The organism is Bacillus sp. FSL K6-0994, assembly GCF_038630815.1.
In the GTDB taxonomy this organism is placed as follows: domain Bacteria; phylum Bacillota; class Bacilli; order Bacillales; family Bacillaceae; genus Bacillus; species Bacillus safensis.
The window spans coordinates 2,816,047-2,832,745 of sequence record NZ_CP152043.1; the positions used below are offsets into that span (position 1 = coordinate 2,816,047).

The 16,699-nt window shown below is 41.6% G+C and carries 19 protein-coding genes; all 19 read right to left on the reverse strand.

What is annotated here, in order from left to right; translation table 11 throughout:
- Positions 1-4: 4 nt before the first annotated feature.
- The 19 genes from MHB69_RS14815 to MHB69_RS14905 all read right to left on the reverse strand — a co-directional run bounded on the left by MHB69_RS14815 (position 5) and on the right by MHB69_RS14905 (position 16,661).
- Positions 5-673, reverse strand: a complete 669-nt coding sequence (locus MHB69_RS14815; protein ID WP_034282467.1) for a LysM peptidoglycan-binding domain-containing protein — start codon at positions 671-673, stop codon at positions 5-7.
- On the reverse strand, positions 666-4,934 hold the full coding sequence (locus MHB69_RS14820) for a transglycosylase SLT domain-containing protein (protein ID WP_342495736.1): 4,269 nt from the start codon (positions 4,932-4,934) through the stop codon (positions 666-668). The genes MHB69_RS14815 and MHB69_RS14820 overlap by 8 nt, the downstream gene beginning before the upstream one ends.
- A complete protein-coding gene (locus tag MHB69_RS14825) occupies positions 4,935-5,072 on the reverse strand; it encodes a hypothetical protein (RefSeq protein ID WP_095357030.1) in 138 nt (45 codons plus the stop codon).
- Positions 5,073-5,113: 41 nt separating this feature from the next.
- The gene (locus MHB69_RS14830; protein WP_012011040.1) at positions 5,114-5,554 is read right to left on the reverse strand and encodes a phage portal protein; all 441 of its coding nucleotides are present in this window, start codon (positions 5,552-5,554) and stop codon (positions 5,114-5,116) included.
- 525 nt (positions 5,555-6,079) lie between these two features.
- Positions 6,080-6,523, reverse strand: a complete 444-nt coding sequence (locus MHB69_RS14835) for a phage tail tube protein (RefSeq protein WP_024423257.1) — start codon at positions 6,521-6,523, stop codon at positions 6,080-6,082.
- A 1-nt stretch (position 6,524) separates the two neighbouring features.
- On the reverse strand, positions 6,525-7,871 hold the full coding sequence (locus tag MHB69_RS14840) for a phage tail sheath family protein (RefSeq protein ID WP_034282473.1): 1,347 nt from the start codon (positions 7,869-7,871) through the stop codon (positions 6,525-6,527).
- A gap of 3 nt (positions 7,872-7,874) precedes the next feature.
- Positions 7,875-8,087: a hypothetical protein gene (locus MHB69_RS14845; RefSeq protein ID WP_034282476.1), complete on the reverse strand. Its 213-nt coding sequence runs from the start codon at positions 8,085-8,087 to the stop codon at positions 7,875-7,877.
- Positions 8,074-8,529 carry a hypothetical protein gene (locus MHB69_RS14850; protein ID WP_034282479.1) on the reverse strand — a complete coding sequence of 152 codons (456 nt, stop codon included), beginning with the start codon at positions 8,527-8,529 and terminating at the stop codon, positions 8,074-8,076. The genes MHB69_RS14845 and MHB69_RS14850 overlap by 14 nt, the downstream gene beginning before the upstream one ends.
- Before the next feature lie 4 nt (positions 8,530-8,533).
- The gene (locus MHB69_RS14855) at positions 8,534-9,031 is read right to left on the reverse strand and encodes an HK97 gp10 family phage protein (protein WP_070325947.1); all 498 of its coding nucleotides are present in this window, start codon (positions 9,029-9,031) and stop codon (positions 8,534-8,536) included.
- Complete coding sequence (locus MHB69_RS14860; RefSeq protein ID WP_070325948.1) at positions 9,028-9,384, reverse strand: YqbH/XkdH family protein; 357 nt, start codon at positions 9,382-9,384, stop codon at positions 9,028-9,030. Before MHB69_RS14860 ends, MHB69_RS14855 begins: the two co-directional genes overlap by 4 nt.
- Positions 9,381-9,764 carry a DUF3199 family protein gene (locus MHB69_RS14865; RefSeq protein WP_024423261.1) on the reverse strand — a complete coding sequence of 128 codons (384 nt, stop codon included), beginning with the start codon at positions 9,762-9,764 and terminating at the stop codon, positions 9,381-9,383. Before MHB69_RS14865 ends, MHB69_RS14860 begins: the two co-directional genes overlap by 4 nt.
- Before the next feature lie 13 nt (positions 9,765-9,777).
- A complete protein-coding gene (locus tag MHB69_RS14870) occupies positions 9,778-10,701 on the reverse strand; it encodes a phage major capsid protein (protein WP_024425904.1) in 924 nt (307 codons plus the stop codon).
- A 22-nt stretch (positions 10,702-10,723) separates the two neighbouring features.
- Complete coding sequence (locus MHB69_RS14875) at positions 10,724-11,812, reverse strand: XkdF-like putative serine protease domain-containing protein (protein WP_070325949.1); 1,089 nt, start codon at positions 11,810-11,812, stop codon at positions 10,724-10,726.
- A gap of 38 nt (positions 11,813-11,850) precedes the next feature.
- Positions 11,851-13,308: a phage portal protein gene (locus MHB69_RS14880; RefSeq protein ID WP_284384138.1), complete on the reverse strand. Its 1,458-nt coding sequence runs from the start codon at positions 13,306-13,308 to the stop codon at positions 11,851-11,853.
- Entirely contained in the window at positions 13,305-14,606 is a 1,302-nt protein-coding gene (locus tag MHB69_RS14885) for a PBSX family phage terminase large subunit (RefSeq protein ID WP_186365579.1), read from the reverse strand. The genes MHB69_RS14880 and MHB69_RS14885 overlap by 4 nt, the downstream gene beginning before the upstream one ends.
- Positions 14,607-14,614: 8 nt before the next feature.
- On the reverse strand, positions 14,615-15,259 hold the full coding sequence (gene terS, locus MHB69_RS14890) for a phage terminase small subunit (RefSeq protein WP_070325950.1): 645 nt from the start codon (positions 15,257-15,259) through the stop codon (positions 14,615-14,617).
- A gap of 152 nt (positions 15,260-15,411) precedes the next feature.
- Positions 15,412-15,930, reverse strand: a complete 519-nt coding sequence (locus tag MHB69_RS14895; RefSeq protein ID WP_034282498.1) for a sigma-70 family RNA polymerase sigma factor — start codon at positions 15,928-15,930, stop codon at positions 15,412-15,414.
- A 126-nt stretch (positions 15,931-16,056) separates the two neighbouring features.
- Positions 16,057-16,263 carry an XtrA/YqaO family protein gene (locus MHB69_RS14900; RefSeq protein ID WP_024423268.1) on the reverse strand — a complete coding sequence of 69 codons (207 nt, stop codon included), beginning with the start codon at positions 16,261-16,263 and terminating at the stop codon, positions 16,057-16,059.
- Positions 16,260-16,661, reverse strand: a complete 402-nt coding sequence (locus MHB69_RS14905; RefSeq protein ID WP_034282500.1) for a hypothetical protein — start codon at positions 16,659-16,661, stop codon at positions 16,260-16,262. Before MHB69_RS14905 ends, MHB69_RS14900 begins: the two co-directional genes overlap by 4 nt.
- Between the last annotated feature and the right edge of the window lie 38 nt (positions 16,662-16,699).

Consider the following 16,699-nt stretch of genomic DNA (forward strand, 5'->3'; position numbering starts at 1 on the left):
CCCCCTATTGTGGTATTTTCAACCTTTGTCCAGGGAAAATCCAATGCCCCGGCTGCTTAATATTGCGTCTGCTACGTTTAATCATCGCTAATTTATTGGCATTCCAAATACGCCGCCATTTTGTACTGTCGCCATAAAACCTGCCAGAAATGGCCCATAGCGTATCCCCTTTTTTGACGGTGTACATTTTTGGTGGTGTTTTTGAAGGTCGTTTCTTTTTCGTTTGTTTTGCTTTTTTCTTACGTTTTATTTTCCTAGGAGATGCAGTTTTGTATTCCTTTAACTCGATCGTAAATTCACGATCTCCAATATCATATGACCCTTCCTTGTGGGTGAAGCTTTCAATGCTGCACGTCATATTGATTTTTGTTCCAGTTACAATCAACCGCACGGATTTCTTTGAACGCATCATTCGTTCAATTTTCGCGATAGCATTCTCTGGTGATGGAATGCTTTTATATTCAGCAATCGGCGAATATTTCTTAGGAAATAATGAGGTGAATGATACTTGTTTAGCCGATGGTACGTCAATAAAGGTCAGTTCTCCAAAAGAGGCGACCTTTACCGTTTCATTTTGTACGTTATTTGTGATTTCGAGTTCGGATGGAAGGACAGGGAATCGCAACTTGTCCTTTCCTTGGGAAATCCACAATTGATACACTGATTTACCCATCAATTACGACCCCCTTCGTTCCTGTATGAATCTCTACTTCTAGTTCATCTACAAGCATTTGTTTAATTTTTTCGACTAGCGATTGCTGATCTTGTCCATTATGGAAATGCTGATCTCCATTGAATTGAATCGTAATCTGTTTATTACCTGGCGAAGTTGTACTGCCAGTAGACTGAGCTGAGGTAACTTGCTGCATCTGTGCTTCCGGTAAAGGAGCAGATGCATTTGATGGATCATATACTTGCATCCCAAGTGCCTTGGCTGCCTGCGTCAATAAATACCTTCCGCGAATGCCTCTTTCCTCTGGAATGATCCATTCGCGTTTATTTCCTTCACCGACTCTAGCCACCTGCTCTTGAGTAATCAATCCGCCATTTGCATAGCCTTTATAAGGTCCGCCTCTTCTCATACTTCGTAATCCCGGCGTGTTGAAGACTGTTCCATATCTTCCCTTAATGTAGTTAATAGCTGCTACGGCATTATGAATTGGGTTCCAAATGTCATTCATGCCTTTGCCTTTATTGGCGTTAAACGTCGTTCCAATGGTTTGCATTAAGCCTTTAGAAGGGGTTCCCTTTTTGGCGTTGGAATCCCATAAGTTGATCGCTCTCGGATTTCCACGTGACTCATGCTGCGCGATGGTCATCAGACCTGGAAGCCAGCTCATTGATGTACCAGTTGCCATGATAGCCGCCATGAGCCATTGTTTAATATTAAGCCCTGAAGCTCCCATACCGCTGAAGGCACCGATTAATGAACCAGCCTGATTTTCAGCAAATTTTTTCACATCAACTGAGTCAAGCCCTTTGACAACACCGATTGACGCAAATTTCCCAAGACTCATCATGACGCGTGAAGGGGAATGAATGTCTAATTCCTCTCTAAACGCCTGCTCTACTTTCTTCGCCATTTCTTTGGCTGCTTGCGTGACTTCGCTTCCTTTGGAACGAATGCCGCTGTTAAAGGCGTCAATCATTCCAGAACCCCAGCCTGGTGATTCTTGTTTTGCTTGCAGGAATGGTTGTTTGATGTGCTGATCTACGTATTGGCTAGTACCAACTGATGTGGCATTTTGCCCTGCCGCAAAACCACTAACCGTTCCAGAACCCCAAGTTGGTGATGCCGTCATCACTTGTTGGTATGGTGCTTTTACACGACTTTGCAAGAAGCTATCTGTTCCTGTTGGTGTCATCTGCTGACCATTTGCAAAGGCAGAAACCGTTTGCTGACCATACTTACCTGAGTCTGATGTCAATTGACCAAAAGGCTGCTGAATATTCTTTTGTTTCCATTGATCAAGAGAGATGACTTTACGGTTTAACCCTTGTTCAAAATCGTTATTAAATTGCTCGCCAATGCTAGAGGCTTGAATGTTCGCATTCATCGAGACTGATCCGCCTCCGCTCATTGAACCTACAGAAGATGTTAGAGTTGTAGGTGCTGGGGAGCTTGACACTGGATTTCCTGCCGCTCCGCTCGGGACAACAGACATTCCAAGTTGAGAAGCAGCCTGTGCAAGCAGCATCTTACCGCGCCCTCGGTTATTTTGAGTTGGAATGACAAATTCGTTACCAGCTTCACCGACCCATGATAAGGTTGGCTGGGTGATATAGCCGCCTGTGGCGTTATTTGCTGCTTTCTCAGACGGTTTCAAACCTGTTTTTTCTTCACCTTTTTTAATAAAGATATTAAGAAATTTCCCACCAATTTTTTTAGCCGTATCAAATACATTTCCTACAACGCCAAAGATACCTTCCCATGTTTTCTTTAAAGTTTCAGCATGCTCTTTCAAAGGATTAAATACTTTCTCTTCGAACCATGAACTCACTTTTTTCCAGATACCCTTGATCGTTTCCCATGCTTCATTAAATTTTTCCCACACGAATTCAATTGCTGGCTTGGCATATTTTTGATAGGGTTGCCATACATTTTCATCAAACCAAGTTGAAACTTTCTCCCAGGTAGTTTTAATCCAGCTCCATGTATTTTGAAACAAATTCCACACAAAAGTAATGGCTGGCAGGGCATAAGTTTTAAACGGTGTCCAAACGTATTCATTAAACCACTCAGAGAATGCACCCCATTTTTCTTGAATCCAGTTCCATGTATTTTGAAACAGATTCCATATAAACATAATTGCAGGTATTGCATATGTTTTAAAAGGCGTCCAAACGTATTCATTAAACCATTCAGCGAATACACTCCATGTCTCCTGAATCCAGTTCCACGTTTCAACAAGTTTATTCCATACCCAGCCAATTGCTTCTATCGCATATTGACCAAATGGGTCCCAAACATTTGTTAAAAACCATTCAGAGAATACACCCCATGTTTCCTGAATCCAATTCCATGTGTCAACAAGTTTATTCCATACCCAGCCAATTGCTTCTATCGCATATTGGCCAAATGGTTCCCAAACATAATCCATGAACCATTTAGATGCTACTGCCCAAATATTTTTGATAATTGTCCAAGCAACATCAAATACACCAACTACAAAATTGATAATCGGGACTGAAAAATTATAAATAGGCAGCCAAACTTTTTCCATGAACCAAGAAGAAAGCTGTCCCCATTTTTCAGTGATCCAATTCCATGTCTCACCGAAGAACGTTGTAATAGGAATTAAAACATTATTATTGATCCAGCTCGAAACTGTGTTCCAGATTTCTTTAATCCACTTAACTGCATTTTCAGCACCTTTGACAATGTCATCCCATTTTTTCTTCAAGGTTCCATCATCAAACATTTTACCGATCCATTTTCCTAAGCTTTCGCCTAAAATACTACCTAAGATTCCGCCAATTGCTGTGCCAATACCTGGTGCAATCATTGTTCCTATCGCGGCACCACCCATACCACCAGCGACGCCCCCGCCGAATCCTCCTACTTTTTCGCCTACATTTTCTTTTGTTGTGCCGATTAATTCTGTTGCACTAAGCAAGGGCCCAAGAATTGGTACCTTTTTTAATAGCTTACCTGCTCCTTTACCTAAATTTTTAAATGTATCTCCTAAGCCTTTTAGCTTATCGGTATCTTTGAGCATCCCAGCGAGCCCTGCGATAGCCATAACACCTGGTATTTTTTTGGTTAGACCACCTAATTTAGTTGGGAGCTTTCTATTCTTTTCCACCCTTGAAGTTCCCGTTGGATTATTCGGTTGGTTTTTGGGTCCATTTCTATTATCTGTTCGGGCAGTTCCCGTTGGATTTAAACCTTTTGCACAACAAGAACAGCAGCTTACTCTAAATAAACCTTTTTCATTTTGCGTTTGGTCTGAGTTCTGGTTACCCGGTTGCCCTGATGAAGCATTATTATTAGATCCACCCGAGTCATTCGTTTGATTTTTCGGACCAAGGATCCAATCTAATCCTTTGTTAACCCATTTATCTAAATAATCCTCAGGATTGATTTTAATCTTCTCACTAATTCGTCCGATCACTTCTTGCTTGTATTCGTCGATTTTTGTTTCAATCCAAGGTAGCGCCTTCTCATCCCAAAATTTTCTAGGACTCAATTTTTCCTTCAGCTTATCGGTAACGTCACCTGCATATTTTTCAATTTCTTTTAGTGCCTTATTTCCCAAATTACCCAACCAGCTCTGTTTGTTTTCATTCGTTTTTGTAGCAGCAGTTGCATTAGGTTGCTTTTTTACTTTCTTTTCTTTCACAACAGACTCTGCCTGATCTCGTTTTTTCAGCTTACTTTTTGCATTGTCTTGAACAGACACTCTGATTTCGTGTTTGGACATCGTCAAGCTTTTGAGTGTCTTTTTGATTCGTTGAATTGCAGCCGTGGCTTGGTCAACCATGTTTAATCTCATATAGTACGTTCTGTTGATGAGCTGAAGGATTGATTTTTTGATCGATGACATTTTCGCTGACAATTGATCGTTTAGTTTAAACGTCAGCATAATGGAACTTGTCCCCATTTGTTTCAAACGATCTATGTTGGATTTAATGACATTCAGCCCCTTCGCTTGAAAGGATATGACCAGATGATTTGGAATCATATTTAACTGATTGTTCAATGCTTTTAGATCCCGATAGATTCCTTGATCCAGCCTCATAGAAAATACTGAAACTTTCCGCAGCGATAAAGTGAGGTTTCTTAATTTCTTTTCATCCATTTCCAGACTTATTTTCACTGGTTTTCTAAATGGTTTGAGCTGCTTCTCAAACGTTTGAAATCGTTTTTGAATGCGTAATAACTTCTTCGACACCCGGTCTTCTAATTCAAATCGTGCTGTAAGTTTCGCCAATTATTTACCTCCTTTCTTTGCTTCTTTTTCTAGCATGTCTAGCTTGTAGCTGATGAGTCCGAAAAGGAATGCTTTGAACGGTCTTGGGGATTCGTATAATTCCAGGAGTTCAGATGGGGAGTAGTGAAGCTCGTGCATTGCGTAATATAAAAACACCGCTTCTTTATCCCCATCTTTTATTAGTTTTTTGCTGCTTCTTCTAAATCTTCAATTTCATCTTCGAATCCGTTGATTTCGATCGCTTTGTTTAACCAGTTCGCATATTCACCGCCGACTGACAGGACCCGTTTTGCTACTTCAACTGGATCTTGTGTGCTGTAGGCTTCTCTTAATTCCTTTGAGCGGAAATCTGGGTAAATCGTCGATTCAATCGCAATACGTGCGTAGAAGCGCTGGCTGTCTAAGTCTTTCACACGTCCTCTGCCTTTGACATTTTTGAAGGTTGTGTTTTCTTTTTCCAATTCATCAATACGTTCAGTTGTAATGGCTTTAAAGACAAAAGGAATGACATTCCCTTTTTTATCAACAAAACGCTTAGAAATCGGTACTTTGACTTCTTCCGCTTCTACTGTTTGTCCTGGCATAAAAAATGAAAGATCAAATGTTTGTTTTTCACTCATGTTTAAAAACTCCCTTTGTTATGTTTTTTTGAATGCAAAAAAGCACATCCATTTTTTGAATGTGCTTTCCAATCTTTTCATGTATAATTTAAATTGTACAATTGAACGGCTTGCTCAAGGGCGTCTGGCTCATCCCCGATAGGAAGGGGGTGATGCATATGTCAACATTTGAAGCGATTTCCCTTATGCTTTTATTCGGGATGTTTATCTTTACTTTGTTGACGTATATAGACAAAAAATAGACTCCCCTTGAGCTGTGGAAGGTTAAAGGGAAGTCTACCTAAAGAACCTATTCGAAAAGCCAGCCCCTTGAAGGGCCTCATTGTACATTGCCGGGATGTTAGAGCATCCTGGCTTCTTTTTATTTTATGCAAATCGCTTTGCATGTAAACATATTTTAATGAATCGAATACAAGACGTCACCAGAAGAAATGAAGACGGCTTCAAGACGGTTGTATTACAACTGCATTATAGCATATTCAGTTATTATTTTGCTAATTAATTAGCTAATTTCCTCCACTTTTCTTAGAATGTATTCTTCAGCTTTTCAGGCAGATCAAAGTCCTCGAATGTGAAAGGAACTTCTTCTTCAAGCGCCTCTGAATCAACATCCAATCCAGCGATTTTAGCAGAATCAAAGTTGACATCAAATAATGTCACACGCTCAGTGCCACGGCCTGATGATTTATCGTCAATGACAGCTTGAAGAGTGAAATATGGATCTTCTCCTTTTTTCACATAATTGAGCATTAATTGAACGAAACGGGACGTAACTTTATAGAATGTTGCCGTTCCTGTTCCGTTTGCTCCAGTTGTTTTATGTCCAGTCATTCGGCGGCCCATGACGTTGACTTCTGATTTGTTTTTCTCCACGTTTGCTTCGAAGGTTTTAATAAATGCAAGCTCCTCACCTTCTAAGAAAAGACGACCTTCTTTACCTGAAATTGTATTTTGCGCTTTAAAAGCCATCTTACTTCACCTCCACATTGAAATAGAATTTTTCTGCTGCATCTACTGGTTGAACCGCTAAATCGATGATAAATCCATCACGATCTTCATTGAGACCGATCACGATATCTGTTTCTGAATTAAAGCCTGTAATGCCGCTGCCATCTTGAAGCTGTGTAAGATACTGAGTAATCAGTGTTTTCACAAGCTGCACACCATCATCTGATGCTGGAATGTCATTGCCGTTGGCTTTACGTAATTTAATCAGATTTTTTAATTCGAATGTTAAATCATTGTTGATCGCATCAAGCACACGAATGATTTTATTTTTCGCCAATTGCTGGTTCTTTTCAGCTGTAAAGCTAGTCAAGGAGTTAATATCTTTTTCAACACTCACGGTACGATCTCTCGCATCAAAGGTGAAAAGGAACTCCCCTTGCGATAATCGGTATTCTACTTGATCATTGTCAAGACGTTCTAATGTATCGACCGCTCCTTCGTATTCAACAAAGGTCAGTGACTGATTGAAATTTGCTCCGGCACTTGCACCTGCGACCCATGCTGTTGTTTGTGCAGGTGTTAGTTCGGTGCCATCTTCGAGTACAACACCGCTTGTCACATTGATGATTCCTTCTTGGTCAGCTGCATAATTAGCCACAACCCCTTGCACCTTACGTCCTTGCTTATCACGTAGACGCTCGATAAATGAAGCGAAGGTTGCTTTTAATTGCTCACTATTATCGACTGGAAGAGCAATGACATCGAAGTATTCTGTTTCTGCTGCTTCTAGGAAAGCTGTATAATCTGCGACACTTGCCACGCCGTTTTTCCCGCCGCTTAGTGCCACACCTGCTGTGATGACGGCTTCACCTTCACCAGAAAATTGAACGTATTTGTTTTTCACAAGGTCTTTGACATCAGTGACGACCTGTTTATCCACAATATCTGTTCCAAGATAAGTGATCACATCGCGTTTTGTGCTATCAAGTACATTTTCTGCGACTTGTACTGTGATCTCATTTCCTTTTAGGCCGCCATAATTTGCTGTGACGACAAAATTTTCAGCAATTTCGGCTTTGGCCGGCTCTCCTTCATTTAGGCGGTAAAGCAAGACCGTTTGCGCTTTTTTCTTTGCTTCACGGAAAAGAAGAAGTGACTTATCATCAATGTTGAGTCCAACCTTTTTATTTAAATCTTCCATATTTGAAACGGAAATAAAGGTTTTGGGTTCTCCCCAGCTCATCACAAGGGGAAGTGCCACTGTACCTCGATCGCCTAAAGTAATTCGCTGCTCTGCTGTTGTTTTAAAATTAAAGTAAATACCAGGACGCTTTTTCTCTGTACCTGGTGTAAAAGTGCCTCCGTTCATCCTTTAAACCTCCTTGGACAAAAAAGCATCAATGTGCTTTTTCGCTTCTGTTTTTGTAATTGGTTGATGTTTGATATAAAAAAGAGCCCCTTCAAGGATTTCTGGTTTGACCCCAAAAAGATCCTTACTGTGCTCCTTTAAGGCTTCAAATGAAAAGCCAAATTCTTTTTCTTCGCCGGCTGTTTGAGCGGGCTGAGCATGTTTAGTCTTGCTCACGTTTGATCACCCCATCTGAAAAGTTGATATCTTCAAGGCTTGCCTGTTTATCACGGTTGTACCAATAGCTGCTATCCCACGTCAGGACAATCGCTGCTACGCCTTGATCTATCATTCTTGTTTCCACTCTTTTTATGCGGACATAATCATCAAGCACCTCTCCGTCTTCACTCATCATCTGAATGATTTGACGATCAGCAAGCAATGCATCAACGATTGATTCTGCCGCATCATGTGCTTTTTCTGTATCAATATGAAAGACTTTCACTTGCAGCGAATAAGATTTCATAAAGGTAGAAACCGTATCTGGACCACTGATCACTGTCACAGGCGGCACGTAAACGGATGGCACTTGAAAGCGTTCTGGCAAAAGACGATCATACATTGTCACAGGAAAGTGTGTGTAGATATAATGCATGATTGCCCCGACTTCTTGATTCATTCCATCACCTCCCAAAATGTCGATCGAACCAGCTTTGCAGCTTTCGATCCAGCGACTGGTCAAACATTTGCTCATAGAGCATGACAGCATGATCCCAGTAGCCATTGCCATCAATCCATTGAGAGGCAAGCATCATTCCTGTACTTGCATTCGGATCATATTCAAAACGGCTACCAGTCCATCTGCCAGGCACCCATCTTCGCTCTCCACTTGAAGACGTGGCATGTCCATCATTGACATAGGAGGCATATTCAAGCTGCGTTCCCACTTCAAGTGTGAGACCGCCTTTTGAAATGAGAAAATGATTCTCCTTATCGCCTTGTGTAAAGGATCTAAGAAGCCGGCCTGTATCAACAGCATTCTCCTTGATTAATTCATCCTGAATGATGTCTAAAAACTGCAGGCCCATGTCCTTCAGCCAATCTTGATATTCTGCCTTTAAGCCGCCATCACCCGCTGTCTGCAGTTGTGAAATCAGCCGGTCAAGTCCATCAATTTTCATAGATTTTCCTTCCTGACTGCCATCACTTCGATGTGATGATTTTTCACTTTTTTAGGCTGCTGTAATTTGAATGACACGCCATTCCACACCATTTTGTCATGCAAACGAATATCAGTTTCTAAAGGAAAATGGACAAGATAGGATTGATAAATGACTGTATTCGGCTCTTCTTGCACAAGTGACTGGTTCTTTTCTATGACATAACAAGCTAGATCGGTCAGGCTGGGAGCATCGGGATAGGAAAGTGTTATTTGTAAATCATCAGCTGGAATTCCAAATTTTCCGCGGGCAGACTCCTTATGCTCAAGGTGAAAAAGATCACAGCGATCTGTTAATAGAGTTTGATAGCTCATAATGATCTCACCTTTAGTTTGGCACTGCCGCCGGTCAATGTTGGTTCAATGTAATCTACAAGCAGGGCATATACATAGGGTCTGCCTTTGACTTGATCAGCTGCCTTCGCATATGAATAATCGCCCATTTTCTCTGACGTAAAGCCTTTCATCATAGATTCGTCATCATTCAGCATGGCAAAATATTGGGCCATTTTTAATAATGCGATTCTTGCTTTTTCAGGGAGGGGCTGATATTTTTCGCTTGAGAAATCGTGACCTACGATCTGAAATACCGCAGCTTCTGCTTCGATAATATCTGCTGTCAGTCTTTCCACAGATCGATTTTTCACACGATCAAAGACAGAATAGGCTTGCAGTTCTTCAGCAGAAATGATCATGGCCTGCCGTCACCTACTCTTTCACTTTCATCACTTTTGCTACAGCATCCTCTTCCTCAAATTTGCTGTCTAGCTTCGCTGTGAGGACAATAATAAATTTACGGCTGCGAATATCTTTTTCTACTTCAATTCGAATATTACGAGAGAAACCTACGATAATATTTTTAGGGTGTGTCAGCAAAATATCTGATACGTCTGTTCCCGCTTCGTCATATGGCTGCATATTGGCAAGACCTTTGACCGGCACACCAAATGCAGAAGAAAGTCCGCCTTGAATGGCCGCATCTCCAAGGCCTGTCTGACGGTTTGCTACTTGATCCTTCCACTCAACCTCTAAGCTTGGAGATGTGTAGAAACGGAAATCCTGAGGTACACGTAAATATTTTGACGGCATCGCTTTATAGGCTTGCTTAAACATTTGGCGGCTAATTTCCGCTCCATTAGCATCTACGATATGAGATACCGCTTGTTTTCTCACGCCATCCATTTGAGCTAAAAACGGATCTGCTGAAGTCGTATCGCCATTGACGATGAGCTCTTCAATGTCAACTGCTGCTCGTTCAGCAAGCATTTGCATAATCGTCTGCTGAATTCCGTCTTTCTCAATATTGTTTTCAATGCTGTCATAGGTCATATGAATCTCTGCGATGACCTCTTTCGCGTTTAGCTGGACAGTGCTTGTCGCTGGGACAACACGGTCTTTCGCATCAAGTGCTTTGCCTTCTTCTGCTGGGCGCAAAATACGCTGGCCAAAGCCGATTTTTTCGATTTTTTGTGAATCACTTTCCATTGGGATGATACGTGCATCATTTAAAACGGTTGGTGTATTTTGCATCATTCTAATGAATGTGTTGGATTGGGTTGCGTTCATGAGACCGCCGGTTTTTAAGCTGGCAAGTGTCATTTCGGCCTTGCGAATCAACTCTTGATTTCTCACACTGTTTCCTCCTTATTTAGGCTTATAGTAAGCCATCCCATATGGGCTTTGTACTGTCATTTTGTGTATCGTGGATTGTTTGTTTTGACATACCGCGCGCTTTTTCAAGCATGTGAATCCGCTCTGAAATAGGCAAAAGCTGCTGCTGAAGCACTTGCTCAAGCGCTGCTTTTTCTCTGCTGGCTGATTTCTCTAAGGAAGAAAGCTGATGATGAATCGGTGCAACGACTTGCTCAAGCACCTTTTGGACAGGTTCTTCCTCTGTTTGATCTGTTTCCTGCTGTTCTGCCTGCTGTAAGACGTTTTCAATGGCCATTTTTGCTTTTTCAAGCTCTTGTACTTGCTCCGTTGTCAGAGCGGCATCTTGTTTTTGTACGGAGGCTGGCCTTTCACCAATCGTTTGAAGCACATCCTCTGTCTTCAAAATGTCCTGCACGATTGGCAGCAATTGCTCAAGCGCTGATCTTACACCCGCCTCATCACCATCACTTGACTGTAAGGCTTCCAGCAGATGGTCTAAAACGCTCCAAAATTGTTGTGACATGTTTGCACCTTCCTCTTTCAAAAAGAAATTTTTCAGCAAAGAAAAAAGCCCTCTCTCATTCGTGCTTTGAGATAGGAGCTGATCTTGTTCTTCTATTGCTACGATGTCTGCCGTTCCAGCCATTGAATACCCTGTAATGTGGCCTTTCTGGATTTGATCCCAAATCTCTTGGGAAGCCTTTGTTACAAGTACCCAAGATCCTTTTCGAATCAGCTCACCGCCTACCTCAAAATCAGCGGGGGCAATGTATGATTCAACAACCTCGCCCACACCATGTTGAAAATCATGCTGCTTGTCAATGCGGCGGGCATCCTTCATAAAACCATGTGCCGCTCTTTCAATTTCTTTGGCAGACATAAAGTCTTGGTGTGCATCAGGTGTATTCGGTTCATACACGACACCATACACAAGACGATGAGCATCTTCTGCCTTTGTCAGCACACTAACCTCCTTTTGAAAATCAGGCTGGCTTTTCTTTGCCTTCATCAAAAAGAATTTCTTTTTGTTTGCGGCTCTGTCCACATAGGAAACATGCGTAATTTTTGCGTTTTTTAATTCTCTCGGCATATGTTCACCCCCTTTCAAAAAAGCGCATGCGCTTCGGTTTATTTCTTCAGCTGATTCGCCTCTCGTTGAGGCTCTTGTTCGGCTGATGTCATGCGGCTTTCTAAAGGTCTGTAATAGAGATCCTCCGGCCATTCCTCTAACGTTTTCCCAAGGATACGTCCTGCTAGATCTCGCAAATCGTTTGGTGACACTGCCCCAGCCTGAATAAACGGTGTCAGAACCTTGGCAATCTCTAATGGATCTCTAAAGTCAGGACCATTTAATAGGAAACGAACATGCCAAATATCAAGATCCGGCAAGAAAAGGGTATTGAGCTTTCCTGTGATGAGATGCCGTTCAGGCTGAAATACCTGTTCTTCTGTTGTTTTTCGCGCCGTATCGGCTGTCGCTTTGTTATAGTCTTGAGACTCACCTGTGTAAATAGGCGGCAGGCGAAAAGCAGAGCGGATTTTGTTTCTTGTTTTTTCATCGTATTCTAAAAAGAGTGCATCTTCTTGCAAGATCTCTGCTAGGGATTTGAAGTTCACTTTGACATTTGAGACATCTTCTTCTCCAGTTAACCCTTTTTCCGTCGGGAGACCTTCGACTTCAAGCAATAGAAATTTATGTGCATGATCAGAGCCTTCGATATCGTCCATATAATCCTGAAGCTGCTGATAGGAAGACTCAGACAGCATTCCATTTTCGACAATGATGGCACCAGGTACATGCCGCCCTTGTTTAAAATAAAGATAGTTCAACTCTTCTGCCTTGCGTGCCCCATACATATTGACGATGTTGCCAATCCAGCGGGGAATCCCATACGTTCCACTGCCGATTTTAAAATGAATCACTTCTGTTGCGCGCAGCGGCTCTGGGGTGGTGTCATCGTATTTGCCTGTTTCACAATGTAAAATGCGCGGATCACCATACTCCTTGAAAAAGACTTTCTTTTCATTGATCACCTGCACATATTTACGGAATCGTTTCTTTCGATTCATTGTTTTCAATTCGCCGTTTTCTGTATACCGGAATTCAACATCAACTGGCTCACTAAGCTTGCAAATACGGATATGGAGCGCATCTAAATACTCGATTCCTGCCGGCTTTCCCTGACCATCTCGGAGAACCTCTAAAAAACCATTCCCCGTTTTCTCCCGGTCTTCGATGATATAGCCAAGCACCACATCAGCAGACTCATCATAGTTCATGTATTTCGTAAACTCTTCAAGTCTTGTCCATTCCTTCTCTGCTGCTTTCTTTTTTGCCGGTTTCACACCTTCTGCATTAAAGTCAAAGGCATATTCTACGCCAAAACCAAAGCCTAAAATATTGGTCTTATACGCATCAATACATTGCTGAAGAATGGTTGAATATTCTGCCATGCTTTTTAATTCATTGATATTGTAAGGCGGGGGAACAATGTCATCTTTTTCGTAGGAAAATTCATCTGCATACATTTGTTTTGTATGATCAGACATGTTTGCCTTCATAATGGTTGCTTTCAATTGTTTCATTGTATGGACCTCCTCTCTCTGTTTGGACGGACACGCTCTGAGGCGGTCTGTTTCAAATCTGTCACTTCATAATCATCCAGCGCATACCAGATGGCTGATAAAGTGTGCGGATCGATTTGAAATTCATCTTCCTCTAGACGTCCATCCTTATCTGCCTTATAGGTTAGTGATTGAAGTTCATAGATGGTATATGGACAAGCATCAGAACAAATAATTTTCTTAAACCGTTTGATTTTTTTTGTATACTGCAAACGTGAGCCTTGGAACTTATGTGCCGCTACCATTTGAAATCCGCGCTGCCGAAAATAGTGAACGGTTTTAGGTTCGGCTGCGTCAGCTTTAATCAGTTCCTGTGATTCAATGAACTCTTGCAGGTCAGTGGCTGTTTCATCATCTGTTTTCCCGCGGTCGTAATATTCCCAATAAATATATAAGTACTTTTTTTCATGATCGACAGCTAACCGAATGAGCGCATTGTATGATTCAACAAATCCAAAATCCATGCCAGCTCGTTTCAGCGGTCTGTCAATCTGCTGAATGGCTTCTAATACATCAGAATGGCTTCTCACCTCAAATTGAGGAAAAACCTTTGTGCCATTAATGCCGAAATACCCCTTCCTCGCAATGCGATAGAGATCTGGGTCATACTCTTTCAGCTCATCCAGCTGCTTCACGTAGCTTTTAGGAAGGAATAGGTTATCTTCCGCCGTGGAGTGATGGTAATACGTATCCTTGATGACAACGGTTCGCTTTTTGTATAATGTTTCGTCATCTAAAACAAATCGCTTCAGCTGTTCATCTCGAAAAAAATGTCTGTACGTCCAATTATCCTGACCAACGGGATTCGTCGATAACATCATATAAAGCGGTAAGGATGGATGCCTCAGCCTTCCAAGCAGCTCTTTAAAACCTTCATAAGAAACCTCTGAACATTCCTCAATCCAAATGATCGAGATGTTGTTGATCGATTTCAATTTTTCAGGCTTGTCCAGTCCTTTAAATAAGATGCTGCTGCCGTTTCGAAACGTTAGTGCAAGCGGCGAACTTCGGCACTTTACCACGTGGTCGATGCCGAGGTCGCTAACGATTTCTTGTAATAAAGAAAAGGTTGATTCGCGGTGCGTATCATACACCTCTCGAATGACAAGTGCTGTCCGCTTTTCTTCCAGCAGTTTTAAGACAAGCTTTAAAGCAATGTGATAGCTTTTGGAGGAGCCATAGCCTCCGACTAAAAATTGAAACTTTTGATTCCAATCGAATAGAAAGTGTTCAAAGTGAGGATTGACTTCTTTTTCAATCAATGGCGTCATGAGTCTTCCTCTTTTCGCTTGATCATGATTTGAAGATCTTCCTCTTTTTCTTCACGCACTGCTTTTTTCGTTTTTTCGATCGTCAGTTCAATTTGCTTCAGCCTTAATCTTCGTTCATCCTTCGCATGTGCGAGCTCTTCAAACTGTTTTATTAAACGCCTGAGTTCACCCATTGCACGGGATTGTGCATTTAAAAACGTCGCATGCCGATCCCATGAAAATTGAAACGAGTATTCTTCTGAGGTCATGTCTAGTTCTGTCTGAATGCCTTCGCCTGTTTCTTCTAATGAAGAAGGCATGTATGCCGCCTTTTTCAGCTCTTTGATCATGTCCTCTTGATCTGCTACATACATGATTCGCTGCGCCCGAATAATGGCTGCATATTGAATTTGAATTTGGTCCCAGATTAAATCAAGCGATGTGCGTCCATCCATTTTCTCCATGATTTCAATCGTTTCATCTGAAAGAAATTGATTAAAAATCGAGTGTGCTTGCTTTGACGAAGTTTTTTGTCTTTGCCATCCGTATCGTCTTTTCCACGATTTGACGGTATGGATCGAGACATTGTAATGATCAGCAATTTGCTGGTACGTCATCCCCTTCATATAATCCTGCTTGGCCTCTATCCGTTTATCTTTCATTTACATTCACCTGCCGCCTCCTTTTAATTCGAATGATTCCCTCTGAAGGAATCATTTGTGTAGGGCTAGCAAACATTCGTTTGGTCTTTCTAACTATAGGTGGCAACTGTAAGACAAGCTTTAGCTGATTTATTTTTGAACAGAAAAAACACCTATTCAGCAGCTCTGAATAGGCGTTCTTGTACTTTTTTGGACATTTTCGTCCGCGCTCTTTCCATATGTTTTTGCACAGTTCCTTTTTTGACATCCAGCATGTCCGCAATCTCGCTAAACGATAACCCTTGTGTTGTGTGCATAAAGAATACGTCCTTTTCTCGATCTGTTAAAACAGACAAAGCGTCATCAATTCTTTTTTTGTCTCTCTCACTGACTTCTCTTTCTTTCTCTTGAATAAGGGTATATTCATGTGATAAAGCCTCTAACACTTCTGGATTTGCGAGAATGGTACGCTGATAGACTGAACGTCTGTCTAATCCTCTGCGCGCACCTGGCTCTCTTCCGATTTGGAGCCATTCTACTACGTATTCCAGATCGCTTACCATACTGGCGATCATTTTTTTATCATGCTTGTCTTGAACGGACAGCTGATGTTCTTCTTTTTCTTTAAATGGTTCATATTGTTTTCTAGCATTCTTTAAAGCTCTTTTATATTCAATGAGTAAATCTTGCATATTGGCTCTCTCCCTTTTTTAAGAAAATAAAAAACGGACACCAATCAGGCCCCCTTTAGCAGGGTCTTGATCAGTGTCCGCAGGCTTTCCGTCTTGGACATATTGTGCTTTGATGTGTTCAGTCAGTTAGCTGATTTTAAAACCAATCTCGTGATCTACTCTTGCAAAATGACCTTTTGCCGTTTGAATAATGGTTTTTCCATGTTCAGGTACATCCATTTTATAAGCCGTTCCTACATTCCCATCTAACACGATGACTTGAATTTTTCCTTTTTCCATCTCACCGACAAATGTTTGGTTTTCTTGAATGAATAGTTGTTTTGGCTCGTTCATCTGCTTGTCTCCTTTTTTGGTGTTGGCCTCGTGCCACCACCTACCGTATTGATAATGATTTCAACTCTTGGACACATACTATAAAACTGAGAAACTCTTAAATCGACCATCTGCAGAGGGACTTCATCGGCTATAGAATGAAGTGCTTCTTGAATATGCTGTAGATTCGGCTGAAAGATGCTGACGTGTACTGGGCGTATCAACCCTTTTTCTGCGTATGTACGCTTTTTTTGGCAGTCAGCTATGTCAAACGGCATGTGATCAAATAAACGAATTTCAAGTGATAGTGCGCCTTTTAATTTTTGCGGGCATTGCCCTTTTGCAGCTGATCGTATTCTTTTCATCAATGTCTCTTTTGTTAACAAATGCTCATGTTCAATGATTAAATGGATGACCATGTTATGATCTCCCGTCATCCTTTGCCCACTGGCGGATG